This is a genomic window from Paraburkholderia solitsugae (assembly GCF_013177695.1).
Lineage (GTDB): Bacteria > Pseudomonadota > Gammaproteobacteria > Burkholderiales > Burkholderiaceae > Paraburkholderia > Paraburkholderia solitsugae.
This window is the reverse complement of record NZ_WOEY01000128.1, coordinates 40,251-59,741: the sequence shown is the minus strand read 5'-3', so window position 1 is coordinate 59,741 and position 19,491 is coordinate 40,251. Positions and strand designations below refer to the sequence as shown.

Here is a 19,491-nt window from a genome sequence, read left to right as displayed (position 1 = left end):
ATCCGATGGAAAAAGCGCGCAATGGCGCGCGACGTTCAGCTGCGCTCACCGAGTAGCGCCGATTTGCCAAGCAACGCGAACAGGAGGCCGGAAGCGAATAGCGAAATGCCGGTGAGCAGCGCCGCATAGGGCGCTGCGGCGGCGAATGCCATCGTGGACGTATCGGCCCAGACTTGTGTCGCGAGTGTTTGCGTGTCGATGGGGGAGAGCAGCAGCGTCGCATTCAACTCGGTGACGACCGAGATGAACACCATCGCCGCTGCCGCGCCAAGCCCAGGACCCGCCAGCGGCAACACCACGCGGAACAGGGTCTGGGACCAGGTCAGGCCGAGCGCGCGTGCCGTCTCTTCGAGACGCGGCTGTGCCTGCATGAAGGCGGCGCGCACACTCACCAGCGCCACCGGCATGAACAGCATCGCGTAAGCGATCACTAGCAGCGTCGCGCTTTGATAGAGCGGTTGCAGGGCGTGCACCGCAAGCGACACGATGGCCAGCGCGATCACCAGCCCCGGTATGCCTTGTGCCAGAAACACGGTGCGTTCGAACAGCGTCGCGAAACGCGTCGGATAGCGCACCAGCAGGAACGCGAGCGGCACGACCAGCGGCGTGGTGAGCAGCGCGGCGGCGAGCCCGAAGCCGAGCGACGAGATCGTTGCGTTGAACAGCAGTTCAGGCGACACGTCGGCCGGCGTGACGGCGGCCGCGCCGGGTTGCGTGAGCCAGTAGCCGATCATGCCGAGCGGCACGCCGAGCGTGGCGATCGCCAGCGCGGCGAAGCCGGCGACGACGATCCAGCGCCATGCACCGAGGTCGTAGCGCAAGACCGCGCGACGCGTCCCGCGATCGACGCGCTCGTAACGCGCGGCGCCGCGCACGCGAAACTCGAACGCCAGCACGATGAGGCAGATCACGATCAGCAGGCACGCGAGCAGCGAAGCGCCGCCGCCGTCGAAACTGGTGCGGTATTCCGCATAGATTTGCGTGGTGAAGGTGTGAAAGCGCAGCAGCGTAAACGCGCCGAATTCAGACAGCACGCCGAGCGCGACCAGCAGCATGCCGCCGAGGAGCGCCGGACGCAGTTGCGGCAGCACCACGCGAATGAAGGTGGTCCAGCGATTGCAGCCGAGCGCGCGTGCGCTTTCTTCGAGCGCCGGGTCCATGCTGCGCAACGCGGCGGCCACCGGCAGATAGACGAGCGGGAAATACGCGGAGCTCAGCACCAGCAGCGCGCCGTTGAAGTCCTGCAAATCCAGACTCAGCGACACCCAGGCGTAGCTCGAGATGAAGGCCGGCATCGCGAGCGGCGCGGCGGTGAGCACGGCCCAGATGCGGCGTCCCGGCAAATGCGTGCGTTCGACAAACCATGCGGCCGCTGTGCCGACGATAGCGCAGACGACCGTGGTGGATACGGTGATCAGCACCGTGTTGACGAGCAGTTCGCCGACCAGCGGCCGGAAGATCAGATCGACCGCCTCGCCGATACCGAAACTCGCTGCGCGCCAGAAGGTAAACGCAATCGGCAGCAACACCAGCAAAGCGCTGAGTGCTGCTGCCGCGAACAGACCGCGCGGCGCGCGCGAATGGGCGCGCGCCGGGGCGGGGGTTACAGCCGGGGGGCCGGCTGACACGGCTTCGCTCATTTACAGCAAGCCTGCCTGGCGCAGCAGTTTGCCGGCCTGGCTGTCGTCGCCGAGTTGCTGGATCGTCAGCGCGGGCGGGTTCAGTTCACCGAACGGCTTGAGGATCGGGTCCGGTGCAACGCCTGCATGCAGCGGATACTCGAACATGACGTGGCTGTTCGCCATCAGCTTCTGTGCGCGGTCGCTGACCAGATACGCGAGAAACTTCTGCGCACCGTCCGCGTTGTGCGCGGACTTCAGCACGGCCGCGCCCGACACGTTCACCAGCGCGCCGGCATCGTTGTTGCCGAAGTGATAGATCGCGCTACGGGTTTTCGCGTCGCCAATTTCAGCGTGCAGACGCGCCCAGTAGTAGTTGTTGATCAGGCCCGTCGCGACGCCGCCACGATTGACGGCGGCCACCACGCCTTCGTCGTCGTCGAAGATCTGCGAGTTGGCCTTCAGGCCCTTCAGCCATGCGACGGTTTGTGCTTCACCCTTCAGTGCGAGCACGGCGCTCACCAGCGGAAGGAAGTCGCTGTCGCTCGGTGCGATGCCGACCTTGCCTTTCCATTCCGGCTTGGCCAGATCGAACAGCGATTGCGGCAGTTGCGATGCCTGCAGCTTGGCCGTGTTGTAGGCCAGCACGCTTTCGCGCGCGGTCACGCCCACCCATGCGCCGGTCGGCGAGTTGAAGCGCGCCGGCACGGTTGCGAGCGTTGCGCTGTCCACCTTGTTCAGCAGGCCTTTCTCTTCGAGCAGCATCAGCTCAGGCGAGTTTTCCGTGAAATACACGTCGGCGGGCGTCGCTGCGCCTTCCGCGACGATTTGCGCAGCCATCGCCGGGCCTTCGCCGTTGCGGATCTTCACCGAAATGCCCGACTGCTTTTCGAAGTCTTTGGCGAGCACATTGACGACCTGTTCGTGCTGCGCGTTGTACAGCGTAATCGACTCAGCATGAGCCGTCGACGGCACCGTTGCGAAGGCCGCCAGCGTGAGGGCCGCAGCGCTGCTGAGGAGGCGCAGGCGGGTGCCAAACCAGGAATGAGCCATGATCCTAAAATCCGTTAGTGATGTTGTTGGTCTTCGATAGGCCGCCGCTTGCCTCGTGGCTTGCCGGCGGCCTGCTTCGCGGCTTGCATTACGTCTCGAACAGCCCCGCTCCGATATAAGAACCCGGCTTCGCGCCCGGCGGCACAGCGAAAATCGCGCTGCCGACGTGCGTCGTGAACTGGTTCATCATGTCGAACTTCGCGAGCTTTTCGTTGATCGGAATGAAGCCCTTGCGCGGGTCGCTCTGGTGAGCAAGGAAAATCAGTCCCGCGTCGTACTCGGTTTCCTGGCGCCACGGCGGCCAGCGCTCGATGTAGAAATTCGTGCCTTCGTTATACGAGTACGAACGGCGCAGAATCTGCGCGCCGTTGTTGCTCGCCTGATTCGACAGCCGCATGTGCGAGTTCTCCGGAATTACCGGATTACCGTCCTTGTCCTCTTCCTTCAGGTCCACCGGATCGAACTCGTTCTTCTTGCCGATCGGCGCGCCGCTGTACTTGTGACGGCCGAACACCTGTTCCTGGAAGCCGACCTCGGTGTTGTCCCAGTGTTCGAGCGTGATGCGGATGCGGCGCACGACCGTATAGGTGCCGCCTTCCATCCACGGCGCGTCGGCGGTGGCGCCGGCCCAGATGAACTCGTTCATCAACTGCGGCTTGGCGGTCGACGGATTGTTGGTGCCGTCCTTGAAGCCCATCAGATTGCGCGGCGTCTGCCCGCGTGGACCCGACAGGAAGCCGGACTGGCCCCAGCGCATCGTCGCCACGCCGGCGGCGAGGCGCGACAGTTGCCGGACCGCGTGAAACGCGACCTGCTGATCGTTCGCGCAGGCCTGAATGAACAGGTCGCCGCCGGTTTTCTCGGCGATCAGTTGATCGCCATTAAAGCGCGGCAAATCGACGAGCGAGGCGGGGCGGCGCGAGGCCAGCCCGTAGCGGTCCTTGCCGTCCTTCGTGAAGAGACCCGGGCCGAAGCCGAAGGTGATCGTCAAGCCGCAGGGGCCGAGGCCGAGCACATCGGCGGAATCCGGGGCGCCCTTGTTGCTGGCTGCGTCATACGCGCCGTTGGCATTCGCCGCATCGGCCGTATTAGTAGCCGTATTAGCCGCGTCGGCCGGCGGCAACGGCGCGGCCGTCTTGCCTTGCGTCATGCGGGCCGCAGCGTCGGTCCAGGCGCGCAGCAGGGCGATCACGTCATCGCGTTTCTCGGTCGTGAGATCGAGGGCGGCGACATACGTGTGGCTTTGCTGCGGCGTGACGATGCCGCCTTGGTGCAGGCCGTAGAACGGCTCGACCGCCATGGTCGGATCTGCGGCGTGCGCCGGTGTCTTGCCGAGCGCGGCCTGGGCGACACCGGTCGCGCCGAGGCTTGCGCCCGCCGCGACCGCCGCACTGCCGGCCTTCAGAAAGCCGCGCCGTGAGGGCCGCGGGGGTTGATCGTTTGCCATGATTACTTCACCTTCATTTGGCCGTGGGGGGTGCCGGGGTTGCGTCCGGCTCAGTGGCCGGATCTGCGTCCGTCTTTGCTTCTTCGTTTACTTCGCGAGCACCAGGGTGTTCACGTCGTCCTGCACGTAGTAGAAACCGTCGCCTTCAGGCGTCATCGCGAGGCCGAACAGATCGCCGTTGCCCGGGGGCGATTGTGCCTTGTCGGTGTCGATCCAGCGAGCGTAAATCTGCTTGCCGCTGGCAGGGTCGATTTCCACGATCTGGCCATTCAGCGCGTTGGTGACGAGCAGGTGGCCGTTGGGCGCGGTGACCATCGCGAGCGGGCGGTGCAGCAGCCCGTCGGCGGTCAGTTGACGGCCCACGCCGGCGCTGGTGTCGCGCGTCATCGGTTCGTCGATTTCGGTGATGCGGTTGCCGATGGCATCGGACACGTACAGCAGTTTCTGATCGCTCGACAGCGCGAGTCCGGTCGGGCCGACGAGGAACACGCCCTTGTCAGCCTGCGCGCCGAAGCCGCTGCCGATCACGGTTTCCTTCTTCACGACGGGCGGCTTGCCGGCCGGCACGTCAAGGTCCAGACGCAGCACGGTGGCCTGCTTGAACACCGGCGGATTGCCATCCGCACCGCCTACACCGAAGCCCGCATTGCTGACGAACAGCGTCGCGCTCGTGCCGTTATCGACGACCGCCATGTTGCCCCACGGATCGTTGATGTTCGGACTGGTGATGGTCGACGCAACTTTGCCGTTCGGATCGATCACGATCAGACAGCCGGCGCCCTTGGTGCCGGTTGTACCGTCATTGCTCGGCGTGCTGCCGACGATCACGTAGCCCGACTTGAGCATCGTCATCGCGGTCGACAGACCGATGCCGCCCGGGCACTCCTTCAGATCGCGCGGCACCGTGGCGAACACCGTCATCTGCCTGGTGTCCGGGTGATAGTTGATGATCGTGCTGCCGGTGCCTTGCAGATTGGTCGAGTTGTTGAAGTTGCCGACCAGCACATCGCCTTGCTTGACGGTGCCTGCCGTGACCGGCGCGACCACGACCGCGTACGGATTCTGGTCGCCGTTATCCGGCACGGTGTTGATCAGCGTGGTGTGATGCTTGACGGTTTCGAGGAAACCTTGCGGCTCAGCGTACGCGAGGCCGGCTGTCGCGAATGCGGCAGCGCTGACCGAGGCGGCGATCAGGGCCCGCGCGGCGCGCGACGAGAACTTGCGCGTGGGATTGTTCATGAGTGAGCCTCCGTGCCTGCACACAAAGCGGTAGTTGCGGTCATGATCGAAAGCATGGGATTCGATTTGTCTTGAGCGTTTGGGGTGATGGTGGACGGCATCAGAACGTAATGTTGGTCCGCAAGCCGACGACGAACGTGTTGCGCAGCGGCTGCGTTGGATCGCTCGGGTTCTGGCCGGCGCCGGCATTGAACGTGTATTGCGCATCGGCTTGCAACTGCCACCACGGGTTGACCTGGTACTGGTAGGTCGCTTCGAGCGTGGTTTCGCTGGTACGCACGCCGTACGGGCCGCCGCTGAAGGCGAGGTTGTCCTGGTCGAGACCGTTCGTATGGTTGCCGATCTTGAGGTACGTGAGCGCGATGCCGGCGCTATCGTTGTCGCGGCCGGCGAACGGTGCTTTCAGCACGATGCCCAGGTTGGCCGACACGCTCACCAGGTTGCGGTCTCCCGGTGCGCCCATCACGCGCGCGAAGACGTTGAGGCTGCGCGGCTCGTCCGGATCCGGGCGCCAGACCATCTGGTCGGCTACCGCGTAGAAGCTGTAGTCGCCGTGATGATTCTGCGCGACGCCGGTGCTCGCCGGGTTCGCAAGCGAAAGGCCGGTGTTGTCGAAGCGCTGATCGGCAAAGCTTTCGTTGTTGTACCAGACGCCGACTTTGTAGGTGCCCGGCAAACCGCCGCCGCCCGCGCTGACCATTTCGCCGTCGGCCGGCTGGTTGATCGCGTACTGCAACTCGCCGATGAACAGCGTGCCGTTATGCAGGTTGAAGTTGGTGCCGCTCTTGTTGTTCGGGTTGCTGCCGAGCGGATCGCCGTCGAATACGCCGGCGAGCGCCGTCAACGAAGGCGTGATCTGGCCGCGCACGCGCACGCCGAGGTCGGACAGCGGATAAGCCGGACCGCCCGAGGGCATGTCATACGACGGCAGCGCAGGCCAGCCGAACATCGTATTGACGAACAGTGCCGCATTCGAGCTGGTGATGAATTCCTGATCGATACTTTGCTGACCGATCTTGACGTCGACGCGCTTGTCCAGGAACGACTGCTGGTACCACAGTTCCCAGAGGCGGGTGGCGTCTTCGGCTTCGATACCGCTCGCCGTATTCAGCGTGCCTAGCTTGTTGGCGCTGAGATTGGCCCCGTGGATCTGCAAGGCGCTGACGTTGAACAGGCCGCCGGGCAAACCGAATGCCTTTTGCGTATCCACCTGCAAGGTCGCGGTCGTCAGGCCGTCGTAATCCGCGCCGCGCGCGAGACCGCCGCGGAGGTTGTCGAGTACTTCACTGGTTTCGGTGAGCGCGAACGTCACGCCGTATTTGCCGAGCCACGGGCGCAGGCCGCCGATGTCGCCGAGCAACGTCTGGCGACCCCAGACGCCGGTCCACTGATTCGTCTGTGTTGCCTTGATGTTCAGGTCGGCTTCCGGTGCCTCAGGTGTTGCATCGGGATTGGCGTCGGCCATGGCTACGCCGGCGGTCAACGAAGCCCACGCGAAAGCCGTGCAAAGCGCGGCGCGCCGCATCGAGGGCAAACGCGAACGGCGCATGGCACCGGCGCGCGAGGCGGAGTCGCGAAACGAACGCGCCTGGCCGGCGGGTTCAGTTGTTTGGGCGAACTGCATCGAAATCCTTGTTTGTGTTGTATCGACTGATCTGACTATCGCGGCGTGACGTCACCGTGTACCTGCGATTTGCCACATCGGTTCGCGACGCCAGATGCAGCAGATGGCGAGATCGTACGCATGCGGAATAGGTGCGTCAATACTAATGAGAACGATTCGCATCAATATTACTGGTATGTAATTTTGAGTTTTACGTACTGCTACTAAAGACTGTCTAGCTGTAAATTAAATGGAATTTAAGCGTAATGTTTTAGTATGGTTTGGGTCGTATACAGCAGCGCGTCCGCGGCGTTGAAGGGCGGGCAGTCATGAGCGCTTTCTGAAGTAGGCGTTGCCCCGCACGGGGGCGGTGTCTATCGGCCAACGCGGACCACTACGAAAACAACGAAGGCCGACACCTTGGGCAGACAACAAAAGACGCTATGATCGTCTTCCGAAGCCGCGCGGCAGTGCGAAGCCCTTAAGCGCCCAGCGCCCCAAACCAAACCGGGACGACACCGATGTCACACACCGTGAATCTGGAAAACTACTTCACCCGCATAGGCTACAAAGGACCTCGCGCGGCGACGTTGGAAGTGCTCCAGGCCCTCCACAACCTGCACCCCAGATCGATCCCCTTCGAGAACCTGAACCCGCTCACGCGGCGCGCGGTAAAACTCGATCTCGAATCAGTCGAACAAAAACTGATCACGCAAAAGCGTGGTGGCTACTGCTTTGAACAGAACGCGCTCTTCGCGAATGTTCTGACGCAGTTGGGCTTCAACGTAACGCCCCTGCTAGGCCGGGTCCTGTGGGGCCGCGAACCCGGCACCATCCCCCCTCGCACGCACATGGTCCTGCGCGTCGACATCAAAAACGAAGCATGGATCGCCGACGTCGGCTTCGGCAGCGTGACGTTAGCCTCACCGCTGCGCCTGATCGCAGGCACCGCGCAGCCCACGCAACTGGGCACGTTCCGCCTGGCCGACGCATCGCGCAACGCGCTCTACCTCGAAGTCCAATCTCGCGATGACACCTGGGCCCGCGTCTACCGTTTCGACCTGCACCCGGTCGAATGGATCGACTACGAAACTTCGAACTGGTACACCTCGACCGCACCGGATTCGGTCTTCCTGAACCATCTGATCGTTTGCCGGGTCCTGGCAGAATCGCGCCTGACACTGTTCGACGACCAACTGAACGAACGCGCGGCGGACGGCCAGATCATCAGCGAACGGCAACTCAAGGGCGCCGCCGAACTCGCAGCCTGCCTGTGCGATCAATTCGGTCTGAACACGGGCGACGTCGACATTGCGGAAGTATTCGGGCGCGTGCGCTCACCGGCGGCGGCCTCCGCCTGAGACAGGCGCATAACAGGCACCAGCTACGCGCACCGGCAACCACCCACCACCAGCGAGCGCCACAAACCCACTATGATCACGCGCCTCATTCTGCAAACGACGGTCTGGCTGGTCTGCATGGGCGCGCTGCTGTTCGGCGCCGCGGGCACGCTCGCCTGGCCTGCGGGGTGGTGGTATCTGATCGAGACCGGCGGGCTGAGTTTATGGGTCGGTTTCTGGCTGGCGCGTCACGATCCTGGCCTGCTTGCCGAGCGTCTCGCGCCGATCGTTCAGGCGCAACAAAGCCGCTGGGACCGCTTTTTCATGGTGGGCGTGACGGTGATGTGGTGCGCCTGGCTCGTCCTGATGGGATTCGACGCAATGCGTTATCGCTGGTCGGCGCCGTTGCCAGTCTGGCTGGTGAGTCTCGGCTCGCTGTGCATTTTTGTCTGCCTCTTCATGTGCCTGATCGTCTTCAGGGCCAATAGCTATGCTGCGCCGGTCATCAAGATCCAGGCAAGCCGCGGTCATAAAGTCATCGACACCGGGCCGTATGCCCATGTTCGTCATCCGATGTACTCGGCCGCGCTGCTGTTGTTCATCGGCACGCCATTACTGCTCGGCTCGTGGTGGGGGCTTGCCTGCGTGCCGCTGCTGGTGATCGGTACCGGTTGGCGCGCGGTACGCGAGGAGCGCGTGCTGGCCGCGCAACTCGAGGGCTATACCGACTACACCACGCGTGTGCGCTATCGCTTCGTGCCGTTTGTCTGGTAGGGCGCGCAATGCGCCAACCCGGAGCGCGTCAGCGCTTCAAGCACCAACCTGTCTAGACAAAGTGCACCACGCTGGCGCACACGGCCGCCACCGCATTCCGTCTTTCCCCACTCAAAACCCCCTTGAATTCCCTGTTGGACGGGGACGTATAGGGGCTTACCCGACGATCCCCGCAATTTCAAATAAATCTTCTTGCGACGGCTTTTTGATTAATGCAGACTTGTCTATACAAATTAAGTGGCGGTTAAAAATCCAGTTCGACGGTTTCCTCAATCCAAGGAGTTTCGACGTGAAAGTGAAGCGCACGACGTTAGCAAAAGCATTGATGGGCGCCGTTCTCGGCGCCGCGACGATTTTCGCGGCACCGGTGCAGGCGAAAGACTGGAAGACGGTGACGATCGCGCTGGAAGGCAGTTACGCACCGTGGAACCTGACCTTGCCGGGCGGCAAGTTGGGTGGTTTCGAACCTGAACTAGTCGCCAATCTGTGCGAACGCATCAAGCTGCAGTGCAACCTTGTGGCGCAAGACTGGGACGGCATGATCCCTGGTCTGCAGGCCGGCAAGTTCGACGTCCTGATGGACGCGATCTCGATCACGCCGGAGCGCGAAAAGATCATCGCGTTCTCGAAGCCGTATGCCGCCACACCGGCCACGTTCGCCGTGAGTGACGTGAAAGTACTGCCCAAGGCCGTGCCGACCGCGCCCGTCGTCAAGTTGTCGGGCGATCCGAAAACCGATCAACCCACGGTCGACGCCTTGCGCAAGCAACTGAAGGGCAAGACCATCGGCATTCAGTCGGGCACCGTCTACACCAAATTCATCAACGACAGTTTCAAGGACGTCGCCACGATCCGTGTCTACAAAACTTCGCCTGAGCGCGACCTCGATCTGGCCAACGGCCGTATCGACGCCTCGTTCGACGACGTAACCTACTACGCCGCCAACATCGACAAGAAAAATGCCGCGTCGGTCGTCATTGCTGGCCCGAAGATCGGCGGCCCGATCTGGGGGCCCGGCGAAGGCCTCGCATTCCGCAAGCAGGACGCCGACCTGAAAGCGAAGTTCGATACCGCGCTCAGTGCTGCGCTTGCCGATGGCACCGTCAAGAAACTCTCCACGAAGTGGTTCAACACCAACGTCACGCCTTGATTCGCCTGAACGTTCAGCTGTAGCGGCATGCGCGGTGTCACGCCGCGCATGCCGGCTGGTTCGATCCGCCGTATTGGTTGAGGGATAGGGAATGGCTCTGATAGAGATGCTCGGCTTCGGGCCGGAAGGCTGGGGCGGCGTGTTGCTGCTCGCGGCATTGATGACGGTCGCGCTCACGCTCGCAGCGCTGGCGGTCGGCGCCGTCTTCGGCGCACTGATCGCGGCTGCCAAGCTGTCGCGGTATCGCACGCTGCGCGTGATCGGCGATGTGTACACCACCGTGTTTCGCGGTGTGCCTGAGTTGCTCGTCATCTATCTGTTCTATTTCGGCGGCTCGACGCTCGTGACCACGATTGGTCAATGGTTCGGCGCGGACGGCTTTGTCGGCGTGCCGCCATTCGTGATCGGGGCGCTCGCGGTCGGCATGATTTCCGGCGCGTACCAGGCTGAGGTGTATCGCTCTGCGGTGCTCGCGGTCTCGCGGGGCGAACTCGAAGCGGCGCGTTCGATCGGCATGCCCACCATGACCATGGCGCGCCGCATCCTGATTCCACAAGTCTTGCGTTTCGCGTTGCCAGGCATCGGCAACGTCTGGCAATTGAGCCTGAAAGACTCGGCGCTGATTTCCGTCACGGGGCTGGCCGAACTGCTGCGCGCCAGCCAGGTGGCGGCGGGTTCGACGCATCAGTACTTCACGTTCTTCGTGGTGGGCGGCGCACTGTATCTGCTGATGACGAGCATTTCGAACCGGGTCTTCAACCGCGCCGAAGCGCGCGTGGGCCGATCCTTCAAGCGCAATTTCGCGCGCAACTGACGAGGACCGGACATCATGCATTTCGACTTCGATTTCCTGCTCGACACGCTGCGGCAACTGATCGCCGCCGTGCCGACCACGCTCGGGCTGTTCTTCTGCTCGTTGATTCTGGGCGGCTTGCTTTCGCTCGTGATCGTCACGATGCGCGTGTCGCCGCACTGGTTGCCGAATCGCTTCGCGCGTGCCTATATCCTCGTTTTTCGTGGCTCGCCGCTGTTGATCCAGATGTTCCTCGTCTATTACGGCATGGGCCAGTTCGGCGTGATTCGCGAGAGCTTCCTGTGGCCGGTGTTGCGCGAGCCGTACATGTGCGCGGTTTTATCCTTGGCGCTGTGCACTGCCGGATATACCGCTGAGATTATCCGTGGGGGATTGATGGCCGTGCCGGTCGGTCAGATCGAAGCGGGCTATTCGATCGGCTTGTCGGGTTTCGCGCTTTTGCGCCGCGTGATCGGGCCGATTGCTTTGCGCCAGTGTTTGCCCGCGTATTCGACTGAGGCTGTGCTGCTCGTCAAATCCACCGCGCTCGCGAGTCTCGTCACCGTGTGGGAAGTGACCGGCGTCGCGCAGCAGATCATTCAGCAAACGTATCGCACCACTGAAGTATTCATCTGCGCCGCGTTGATCTATCTGTTCCTGAATTTCGTCATCGTGCGTTTGCTCGGTTTCCTCGAGACACGCCTGTCGCGCCATCTGCGTGCGGCGCCCGCGCAAGGCTCGCCGAAGCGACCGGTTTCAACCACGACCGAAGCACGCCGCGCCGCGCCCTGAACGATCGCTATCTTGCAGAATCTGGAGAACTCCATGAACGCTACCGCACCTGTTGCACTGTCGGTCAAGAACATCCATAAGTCGTTCGGCGACCACCACGTGCTCAAAGGCATTTCGCTCGACGCCCATCAAGGCGATGTGATTTCGATTCTCGGCGCGAGCGGCTCCGGCAAAAGCACTTTCCTGCGCTGCCTGAATCTGCTCGAAACGCCGGATGACGGCTCGGTGGCGCTCGGCGGCGAAGAGCTGAAAATGAAGCGGCGCGGCGACGGCAAGCTGCAACCGAGCGACCGCCGCCAGGTGGACCGGGTGCGCTCGCAACTCGGCATGGTGTTTCAGAACTTCAATCTGTGGTCGCATATGACCGTGCTGGAGAATCTGATCGAGGGGCCGATGCGTGTACAAAAGCGCAGCCGCGCCGAATCGGTTGAGGAAGCGGAAGCGCTGCTGGCGAAAGTCGGTCTGGCGGAAAAGCGCGGTCACTATCCGGCACATTTGTCCGGCGGTCAGCAGCAGCGTGTGGCGATCGCGCGTGCTTTGGCCATGCATCCGAAGGTGATGCTGTTCGACGAACCGACCTCGGCACTCGACCCCGAACTGGTCGGCGAAGTGCTGCGCGTGATGCGCTCGCTCGCTGAAGAGGGCCGCACGATGCTGGTCGTCACACACGAGATGGGTTTCGCGCGGCATGTGTCGAATCGCGTGATGTTCCTGCATCAGGGTCAGGTAGAAGCCGACGGTACGCCGGACGAAGTGTTCGTCGAGTGCAAGTCGGACCGCTTCCGCCAATTCGTGTCGAGCCATCAGGATCGCACGACTAACTAACCGATCAGCATTAGCTGGTCGCCCCCTCGTCACTTCACCGGGCAGAGCACTATCATGGCCGTCATCCGTTCCGATTGTTCTCTCAACTGGCGTCAGGTCGCAGAGGTTGCTGCCGGCGAGCCGCTTGAGCTTTCTGCCGATGCGCGTGCACGGATCGCTGCGTCGCGCGAGCTGGTCGAGCAGATCGTCGCGCGCGGCATTCGCGCATATGGCGTGAATACCGGCGTCGGTGCGTTGTGCGACGTGATCGTGTCGCCGTCCGAGCAGCACACGCTGTCGCGCAACATACTGATGAGTCACGCAGTCGGCGTCGGCGTGCCACTCGGTACGGCTGAAACGCGCGCGATCATGGTAGCGGCCGTCAACAATTATGCGCACGGACATTCGGGGATTCGCCTTGCAGTCGCCGACCGGCTCGTCGCGTTGATCAACGCCGATTGCTTGCCCGAAGTGCCGACATTCGGCTCGGTCGGTTATCTGAGCCATATGGCGCATATTGCGCTGGTATGTATCGGCGAAGGCTATGTGCGCTATCGCGGCGAACGGCTCAAAGGGCGCGAGGCGTTGCGGATGCTCGGGCTCGAACCGCTGGTGCTCGAAGCCAAGGAAGGCCTGAGCCTCGTCAACGGCACGCCGTGCGTGACGGGTCTCGCCGCGTTGGCGCTGGCGCGCGCCGAGCGCCTGCTCGACTGGTGCGATGTGGTTGCCGCGATGAGCTTCGAGAATCTGCGCGGCCAGCTCGCCGCGTTCGATGCCGAATCGCTGGCATTGCGCATCTCGCCCGGCCTGACCCTCGTCGGCGAACGGATGCGCGCGGCGCTTGCCGACAGCGGCATCCTCGCCGCGGTGGTCGGCCAGCGCACGCAAGACCCGTTGAGCTTGCGAACCATTCCGCACGTGCACGGCGCCGCACGCGACGTGCTAGCCGCGACCGCCGAAGTGCTCAACCGCGAGCTCGCATCGATTACCGACAACCCGATCGTCGCCGGCACGCCAGAAAACCCACGCGTCTATTCGCAGGCACACGCGGTGGGGGCTTCGATCGCACTGGCAATGGACAGTCTCGCAACCGCGATCGCGCAAGTCGCGGCGATGGCCGAGCGGCGCCTCGACCGCCTCGTCAATCCGCTCGTGAGCGGTTTGCCGGCGTTTCTCGCGAAGCCGGGCGGCACCTGTTCCGGTTTCATGATCGCGCAGTACACGGCGGCCTCGCTGGTGGCGCAGAACCGGCGCCTCGCGATGCCCGCGAGTCTCGATGGCGGCATTACGTCCGGCCTGCAGGAGGACCACCTGTGCCATGCCACGCCCGCTGCGTTGAAAGCGCTGGAGATCATCGACAACGCCGGGCGTATCGTCGCGATCGAATTGCTGGCAGCAGCACAAGCCTACGATCTGCAACGCATCGATGCGCCGCGTGCACCACATACTGACGCGCTCTGGCAACGCGTACGCGGCGTCGTGCCGACCTATCGCGACGACCGGCCGCTCGCGGACGACATGACGATCGCGTTTCGCATGATTGCTGATGGAATGCCGCCACCGCTGCCAAACCCGGGTAATATTCGGCCCGGGCCGGACGCTTCAGTCAGCGGCGCTGGTCTTGGCGCCTTGGCGAGCTTGACTAACGTGAGCGCCGCGGGCAAGCTCGGCGCCGACCCGGCGGCCAATGATGGCCAGGCGGCTGCCCACGCAGGTTGAGGGATTCAGTTGATTGGCTTGAATTGACGGACCCGACTAGATGGATTGAATTGACGGAGACAAAAGCCGGTGAGCAGGCTTACCCGCCGGTGAACCGGACGAATGTGTACCATCCGCGTACCACCCACGAGGTCGACGTGAACACTATTACAAACACAAACGCGCAAACCGCAGACACGCAGGACAGTCCTGGCCGCACCCAGGAGACACCCGCCAAGGCGATGCCCGCCTATGAGCAGATCAAGCGCTACGTGATCAGGCGCATCAGCGAGGGCGACTGGAAGCCCGGCGGCTTGATCCCATCCGAAACGGAGCTGGTCAAGGAGTTCGGCGTCGCGCGCATGACGGTATCGCGCGCACTGCGCGAGCTCACCACCGAACGCGTGCTGACGCGTGTGCAAGGTTCCGGCACGTTTGTCGCGCCGCAGCGCTACGAATCGACGGTGCTGGAAATTCGCAATATCGCCGACGAAATCGCCGCGCGTGGCCATCGCCATTCGGCGCGTGTGCTGACGCTCGAACCGAGCGACGATCCGCACGCGCTCGAAGCGCTCGGCCTCGCCGGCGGCCCGGCGTTTCATTCGTGCATCGTGCACAGCGAAGAGGGCGAGCCGATCCAGTACGAAGATCGCTACGTCAATCCGAAGGTGTTCCCCGACTACCTGCAACAGGACTTCACCGTCGAGACCCCGAATCACTACATGGTGCGGCTCGCGCCGATCCAGCGCGCGGAGTTTCGCATCTATGCGCAGAAGCCCGACGCATATGTGCGGCGGCATCTGATGATGGATATTGGTGAGCCCTGCTTGCAGCTATGGCGCCGCACGTGGGTGGGTGACGACGTGGCGACGTCGGTGCAGTTGTGGCATCCGGCGTCGCGTTTTCATCTGGCCGGCAACGTGTGAATGGCAAGACGTGGGCAAGGACACGGCGTTCGCGCCGCTAGCCCTGGCGCTGCGACAGATCCGGCGTGAACCGGCAACCCAGCCGATAGCGCGAGCCCGGATGCACGAAACGCGCGAACGTGACCGCAACGCCGCTCGTCCATGTGCGGCGCATCAGCGTCAGGCACGGCTCATCGGCGCGAATTTCCAGCAACTCAGCTTCGGCGCGCGTCGGCAGACCCGCGTCGACGACATGCTCGACGTCGTGCGCAGGCACGGTCACGTACAGATATTCGGACGGCCTCGTTGTGGAGAAATCCTGTTTCAGGAAGTCAGGCGCGGTTGCCGGATTGACGTAACGGTCTTCGAGCTGCACCGGCAAACCGTTCTCACGATGCACGCAAATCACGTGAAACACGGAAGCGCCGGGCGTGAGCCCTAGCGCGTTCGACACCGTCACCGGTGCGGCTTCGCGTTGCGAGAGGACCGTGTCGTAGCTGTATTCGTGACCCCGCGAGCGGATCTCGTCGCCGATATGGGCGATCATCAGCAGCGTCGATTGCGGCTTGGCTTGCGCGACGAAGGTGCCGACGCCGGACACGCGGGTGACGAGGCCTTCGTCGGCGAGTTCGCGCAGCGCGCGGTTTGCCGTCATGCGCGACACGCCTAACGCCGCGACCAGGTCCTGTTCGGACGGCAGACGGTCGCCCGCTTGCCGCGCGCCCGATTCGATGATCTGGCGGATGTGGTTCTTGACCTGTTCGTAGCGGGAGGCCGGTGCGTCAGTCACCACGTGTGCGGTTTTCATGGCTGCTCGACATCGTCGGGACCGCGCGCCCAGAAGGCATTGCGGTCGAAGTAGTTTTGCAGGAACTGCCGCAAACGCGGCTGCCCCGCGTCGTGAAAGACGTCGCGCGGTTTGCCCTGCACGGCGATGCGCCCCTGATCGATGAACATCACCTTGTCGGCAACCTGGGCGGCAAAGCCCATTTCGTGCGTGACCACGGCCATCGTCATGCCGTCGCGCGCGAGCTGCTTCATCACCTGCAGCACTTCGCCGACCAGCTCGGGATCGAGCGCCGAGGTCGGCTCGTCGAACAGCATGATGTGCGGCTCCATCGCCAGCGCGCGTGCAATGGCAACGCGCTGCTGCTGGCCGCCCGAAAGTTTCGACGGGTAGGCGTCGCCCTTATGCGCGAGGCCGACTGTTTCGAGCATCGCATGGGCGCGGCGGCGCGCTTCGTCGCGCGATAGGTGGCGCACGCGCAGCAACGCTTCCATCACATTGCCGAGCGCCGTCATGTGCGGCCACAGATTGAATTGCTGAAACACCATGCCGACGTTGCGCCGCACGCGATTGATCTCGCTTTGCGACGCTCGCACGCGTTTTCCGTTGCGCTCGCTGTAGCCGAGCAGTTCGCCTTCGATACGCACGTCGCCTTGATCGTAGGTTTCGAGCGCGGCGAGGCAGCGCAGCAACGTGCTCTTGCCCGAGCCCGATGGGCCGATAATGCAGACCACTTCGGAGCGGGCAATCTCGAGATCGACGCCGCGCAGCACTTCGACGTCGCCGAAGCGTTTCTTCAGGTCGCGCACTTCGATCAGCGGCGCGCCGGGCGGCGTATCGAAGGCAGCGGTGGACGTGGAGGACGGCATGTCGGCGATAGCGTTCATAGGGTGGTCCGGATTTCCGTTCATGCCATGAAGCGCGCGATGCGGGTTTCGGCCCACATACCCACGCGCGAGGTCAGTTCGACCAGCGCGAGATAGCACACGCACAGCACCAGCAGCGTTTCGACGAAAGCGAAGGTAGCCGAACCGATGCCGGTCAGCACGAACGTGAGTTCGGGCACGGTGACGATCGACAGCACCGCGGTTTCCTTGCTCAGCACGATAATCAGATTGGTGAGCGCGGGCACGATCAGCACCAGCATTTGCGGCACCTGAATGCGCAGGACGGCTTGCCAGCGGGTAAGTCCGAGACAGGATGCCGCTTCGAGATGACCGGGCGGCACCGATTGAAAGCCCGAGCGGAATGCTTCCGCGAAATACGCGCTGCCGTAGAGGCCCAAGCCGAGCACGCCGGCTGTCATTGGTTCGAGCGTGAGGCCGAAGGAAGGACCGCCGTAGTAGAGCAAAAACAGTTGTACCAGAAACGGCGTGCCACGAAACAGTTCGATATAGAAGCGCAATGCGCCGCGCACCCAGCGTCCGCAAAAGAGCTGGAGCACGGCGATCAGAAAGCCGATCAGGATGCCGATCCCCACGCCCGCGGCCCAGGTGCCGAGTGTGGTCGCGAGACCGGCGGCAATCGGCTGCAGATTGTGCGTGATGACGGTGGGGTCGAGCTTTTGCATGGCTTATTCGATCTCAAGCTCAGGGTCGGTCAGGCGTGCTGCAAACGGTATTCGGTGGCATGTGCGACGAGCGCCAGGTTTCCGCAGATCACAAAGTAAATCAGCCCGGCGGCGAGGTAGGCTTCAAGCGGCCGATAGGTGCTGGCCGCGATGTTCTGCGCGGTGCGCGTCAACTCGGCCACACCCACCACCGAGATCAGCGACGAAGCCTTGATCAGCAGCACCATTTCATTGACGAGCGAGGGCAGCGTCAAGCGAAACGCCTGCGGCACGAGAATGCGTCGCAGCATGTCGAACGGTGAGAGCCCGAGCATGCGCGCGGCTTCGATATGCCCTGGCGGAATGCTGAGGAAACCGCCGCGCAGAATCTCGGCGATGTAGGAGGCGGAACACAGCGATACGGCGCTGATCGCAGCGACGATGGGCGACACGTTGATTCCGGCGAATGGCAGCAGGTAGTACACCAGCAACAGTTGCACCAGCATCGGCACGCCGCGAAAAAAGAACACGTAAGCGCCGCCGAACATGCGCGCGGCGCGCTTCGGCGAGAGGCGTGCCGCACACACGGCGATCGCGACGAAGAAACCGATCAGGAGACCCGTTAGCGAAATGCCGATAGTGGCGAGCGCCGCATGCAGCAGCAGCGGCAAGCCTTGTAGAAAGACGGTTGTGCTGAACATAAGCGTCGCACTCGCTAGAACGGAGAGGGCGATGCGGCCCGTCGAAAAGCGCGCATCGCATGCATCAGGAACGCGTGCTGCAAAACATCAAAACATCGAAACATCAAGCCAGCGGTGCGTCAGTTGCATCAATAGTTCGGCGTCGGCATCGTCGTCGGCGCATCCATCTCGACACCGAACCACTTTTTCTGCAAGGCCGCGAGGCGCCCGTCGTTGTGCATTTTCACGAGCGCAGCATTGAAGGCATCGGCGAGCGGCTTGCTATCCGCGTCTTTGCGCAGGCAGTAAGCAAAGTACACTTTCGCGCCGAACGGCGGCTGGACCACGGCGAAGGTGTCGGGGCGTTGTTTGGCGACGTACGCGATGTTGGTCATCGAATTCGCGACCGCCACGATGCGACCGGCAGCGAGGTCGGCGTAAGCCTGATTGTTGTCGACGTATTCGCGGATTTCAGGCGGTTTCGGCAAGGTGGCGACGTACGTCTTCAACTGGTCGAGCTGGGCCGAGCCTTTGCCCGCGCCGACAGTCTTGCCGGCGATATCCGAAGATTGCTTGACGGAGGCGTCGTTGGCGCGCTTGAGCAGCGCGTCGGTGGCGTCCGCGATCGGCAGGGTGTACGTGTAGCGTTCCATGCGCGCCTTGGTGACCGTCAGCGGGCCGCCCACCATATCGAACTTGCCGGCTTCGAGACCCGGCAGCACGCTCGGCCACGGCAAGTCGATGAAGCGCACCTTCACGCCCATTTCCTTGCCGACCTCGGCGAACAGGTCCTTATTGAAGCCCGCTTGCTGGCCGTTTTCAAGGAAGTCGAAGGGCGCGAACTGCATCTCGGTGCCGACCACCAGTTCGCCGGCTTTCTTTACTTTGGCGAGCTGGTCTTCCGCGTGGGCGGTGACGCTTGCCGCGCATAACGCCAGCATGACCAAACGACACTTCCAGCCTGCAAGGATGCTCATGGGATTCTCCGGTTGGCAAAGCGGTGTCGCGCGAAAGCGGTTCGTCAGCGGACCTTGCGCGAGTCATGCGAGGCAGTATATACCGCAGTTTCCGCGTGAAATAAATAAACGCGCGAGTAGAGAAAATCCCTTACCTGAACCCCCACGAAGCAACTTGCGGGTGCGCTTTTGGCGGTATATACAACGAAGACGCACGAGGATGCACGAGGCGCGCGAGCGAGTCGCGAGTGATGTGTCAGCCTCCGTGTGCAAGCCTCTTTCCTCAGTTGAATTGGCCGGCC

General features: G+C 63.0%; 18 protein-coding genes. 8 read left to right on the top strand and 10 right to left on the bottom strand.

Going from position 1 to position 19,491, the window contains the following annotated elements:
• Positions 1–35: 35 nt before the first annotated feature.
• From GNZ12_RS32565 to GNZ12_RS32545, 5 genes are all read right to left on the bottom strand, one after another.
• Positions 36–1,640, bottom strand: a complete 1,605-nt coding sequence (locus tag GNZ12_RS32565) for an ABC transporter permease (RefSeq protein WP_172316143.1) — start codon at positions 1,638–1,640, stop codon at positions 36–38.
• Entirely contained in the window at positions 1,641–2,672 is a 1,032-nt protein-coding gene (locus GNZ12_RS32560; RefSeq protein ID WP_172316142.1) for an iron ABC transporter substrate-binding protein, read from the bottom strand.
• A gap of 88 nt (positions 2,673–2,760) precedes the next feature.
• Positions 2,761–4,119 (bottom strand): Dyp-type peroxidase, encoded by a 1,359-nt coding sequence (locus GNZ12_RS32555; protein WP_172316141.1) that lies wholly within the window; start codon positions 4,117–4,119, stop codon positions 2,761–2,763.
• 87 nt (positions 4,120–4,206) lie between these two features.
• A complete protein-coding gene (locus GNZ12_RS32550; protein ID WP_172316140.1) occupies positions 4,207–5,358 on the bottom strand; it encodes an NHL repeat-containing protein in 1,152 nt (383 codons plus the stop codon).
• Positions 5,359–5,458: 100 nt separating this feature from the next.
• Positions 5,459–6,982 (bottom strand): carbohydrate porin, encoded by a 1,524-nt coding sequence (locus tag GNZ12_RS32545; RefSeq protein WP_172316139.1) that lies wholly within the window; start codon positions 6,980–6,982, stop codon positions 5,459–5,461.
• A gap of 500 nt (positions 6,983–7,482) precedes the next feature.
• Here GNZ12_RS32545 and GNZ12_RS32540 point away from each other — a divergent pair, with 500 nt between their 5' ends.
• The 8 genes from GNZ12_RS32540 (at position 7,483) to hutC (GNZ12_RS32505) (ending at position 15,238) form a co-directional block, all read left to right on the top strand.
• Positions 7,483–8,322 (top strand): arylamine N-acetyltransferase family protein, encoded by an 840-nt coding sequence (locus GNZ12_RS32540; protein WP_172316138.1) that lies wholly within the window; start codon positions 7,483–7,485, stop codon positions 8,320–8,322.
• A gap of 72 nt (positions 8,323–8,394) precedes the next feature.
• On the top strand, positions 8,395–9,075 hold the full coding sequence (locus tag GNZ12_RS32535; RefSeq protein ID WP_172316137.1) for a methyltransferase family protein: 681 nt from the start codon (positions 8,395–8,397) through the stop codon (positions 9,073–9,075).
• A gap of 325 nt (positions 9,076–9,400) precedes the next feature.
• Positions 9,401–10,225: a transporter substrate-binding domain-containing protein gene (locus GNZ12_RS32530; protein ID WP_216673452.1), complete on the top strand. Its 825-nt coding sequence runs from the start codon at positions 9,401–9,403 to the stop codon at positions 10,223–10,225.
• Between the two features lie 91 nt (positions 10,226–10,316).
• Positions 10,317–11,039: an ABC transporter permease gene (locus GNZ12_RS32525; RefSeq protein WP_172316135.1), complete on the top strand. Its 723-nt coding sequence runs from the start codon at positions 10,317–10,319 to the stop codon at positions 11,037–11,039.
• A gap of 15 nt (positions 11,040–11,054) precedes the next feature.
• Complete coding sequence (locus tag GNZ12_RS32520) at positions 11,055–11,810, top strand: ABC transporter permease (protein WP_172316134.1); 756 nt, start codon at positions 11,055–11,057, stop codon at positions 11,808–11,810.
• A 33-nt stretch (positions 11,811–11,843) separates the two neighbouring features.
• Entirely contained in the window at positions 11,844–12,635 is a 792-nt protein-coding gene (locus tag GNZ12_RS32515) for an ABC transporter ATP-binding protein (RefSeq protein ID WP_028197383.1), read from the top strand.
• Between the two features lie 54 nt (positions 12,636–12,689).
• Complete coding sequence (locus GNZ12_RS32510; protein ID WP_172316133.1) at positions 12,690–14,333, top strand: HAL/PAL/TAL family ammonia-lyase; 1,644 nt, start codon at positions 12,690–12,692, stop codon at positions 14,331–14,333.
• A gap of 221 nt (positions 14,334–14,554) precedes the next feature.
• Positions 14,555–15,238, top strand: a complete 684-nt coding sequence (hutC, locus tag GNZ12_RS32505) for a histidine utilization repressor (protein WP_216673451.1) — start codon at positions 14,555–14,557, stop codon at positions 15,236–15,238.
• A 37-nt stretch (positions 15,239–15,275) separates the two neighbouring features.
• Here the strand turns inward: hutC (GNZ12_RS32505) and hutC (GNZ12_RS32500) are convergent, their stop codons facing one another.
• From hutC (GNZ12_RS32500) to GNZ12_RS32480, 5 genes are all read right to left on the bottom strand, one after another.
• The gene (gene hutC, locus GNZ12_RS32500) at positions 15,276–16,025 is read right to left on the bottom strand and encodes a histidine utilization repressor (protein ID WP_172316131.1); all 750 of its coding nucleotides are present in this window, start codon (positions 16,023–16,025) and stop codon (positions 15,276–15,278) included.
• A complete protein-coding gene (locus GNZ12_RS32495) occupies positions 16,022–16,891 on the bottom strand; it encodes an amino acid ABC transporter ATP-binding protein (RefSeq protein ID WP_328806095.1) in 870 nt (289 codons plus the stop codon). The genes hutC (GNZ12_RS32500) and GNZ12_RS32495 overlap by 4 nt, the downstream gene beginning before the upstream one ends.
• Before the next feature lie 20 nt (positions 16,892–16,911).
• On the bottom strand, positions 16,912–17,574 hold the full coding sequence (locus GNZ12_RS32490) for an amino acid ABC transporter permease (protein WP_172316130.1): 663 nt from the start codon (positions 17,572–17,574) through the stop codon (positions 16,912–16,914).
• A 29-nt stretch (positions 17,575–17,603) separates the two neighbouring features.
• Entirely contained in the window at positions 17,604–18,254 is a 651-nt protein-coding gene (locus GNZ12_RS32485) for an amino acid ABC transporter permease (protein ID WP_172316129.1), read from the bottom strand.
• A gap of 128 nt (positions 18,255–18,382) precedes the next feature.
• Positions 18,383–19,210 (bottom strand): transporter substrate-binding domain-containing protein, encoded by an 828-nt coding sequence (locus GNZ12_RS32480; protein WP_172316128.1) that lies wholly within the window; start codon positions 19,208–19,210, stop codon positions 18,383–18,385.
• Positions 19,211–19,491: the final 281 nt, after the last annotated feature.

Bases quoted from the DNA above. Each gene is read 5' to 3' on its own strand.
- GNZ12_RS32565 (WP_172316143.1), bottom strand. From the start codon at position 1,640: ATGAGCGAAGCCGTGTCAGCCGGCCCCCCGGCTGTAACCCCCGCCCCG.
- GNZ12_RS32560 (WP_172316142.1), bottom strand. From the start codon at position 2,672: ATGGCTCATTCCTGGTTTGGCACCCGCCTGCGCCTCCTCAGCAGCGCT.
- GNZ12_RS32555 (WP_172316141.1), bottom strand. From the start codon at position 4,119: ATGGCAAACGATCAACCCCCGCGGCCCTCACGGCGCGGCTTTCTGAAG.
- GNZ12_RS32550 (WP_172316140.1), bottom strand. From the start codon at position 5,358: ATGAACAATCCCACGCGCAAGTTCTCGTCGCGCGCCGCGCGGGCCCTG.
- GNZ12_RS32545 (WP_172316139.1), bottom strand. From the start codon at position 6,982: ATGCAGTTCGCCCAAACAACTGAACCCGCCGGCCAGGCGCGTTCGTTT.
- GNZ12_RS32540 (WP_172316138.1), top strand. From the start codon at position 7,483: ATGTCACACACCGTGAATCTGGAAAACTACTTCACCCGCATAGGCTAC.
- GNZ12_RS32535 (WP_172316137.1), top strand. From the start codon at position 8,395: ATGATCACGCGCCTCATTCTGCAAACGACGGTCTGGCTGGTCTGCATG.
- GNZ12_RS32530 (WP_216673452.1), top strand. From the start codon at position 9,401: ATGGGCGCCGTTCTCGGCGCCGCGACGATTTTCGCGGCACCGGTGCAG.
- GNZ12_RS32525 (WP_172316135.1), top strand. From the start codon at position 10,317: ATGGCTCTGATAGAGATGCTCGGCTTCGGGCCGGAAGGCTGGGGCGGC.
- GNZ12_RS32520 (WP_172316134.1), top strand. From the start codon at position 11,055: ATGCATTTCGACTTCGATTTCCTGCTCGACACGCTGCGGCAACTGATC.
- GNZ12_RS32515 (WP_028197383.1), top strand. From the start codon at position 11,844: ATGAACGCTACCGCACCTGTTGCACTGTCGGTCAAGAACATCCATAAG.
- GNZ12_RS32510 (WP_172316133.1), top strand. From the start codon at position 12,690: ATGGCCGTCATCCGTTCCGATTGTTCTCTCAACTGGCGTCAGGTCGCA.
- hutC (WP_216673451.1), top strand. From the start codon at position 14,555: ATGCCCGCCTATGAGCAGATCAAGCGCTACGTGATCAGGCGCATCAGC.
- hutC (WP_172316131.1), bottom strand. From the start codon at position 16,025: ATGAAAACCGCACACGTGGTGACTGACGCACCGGCCTCCCGCTACGAA.
- GNZ12_RS32495 (WP_328806095.1), bottom strand. From the start codon at position 16,891: ATGAACGCTATCGCCGACATGCCGTCCTCCACGTCCACCGCTGCCTTC.
- GNZ12_RS32490 (WP_172316130.1), bottom strand. From the start codon at position 17,574: ATGCAAAAGCTCGACCCCACCGTCATCACGCACAATCTGCAGCCGATT.
- GNZ12_RS32485 (WP_172316129.1), bottom strand. From the start codon at position 18,254: ATGTTCAGCACAACCGTCTTTCTACAAGGCTTGCCGCTGCTGCTGCAT.
- GNZ12_RS32480 (WP_172316128.1), bottom strand. From the start codon at position 19,210: ATGAGCATCCTTGCAGGCTGGAAGTGTCGTTTGGTCATGCTGGCGTTA.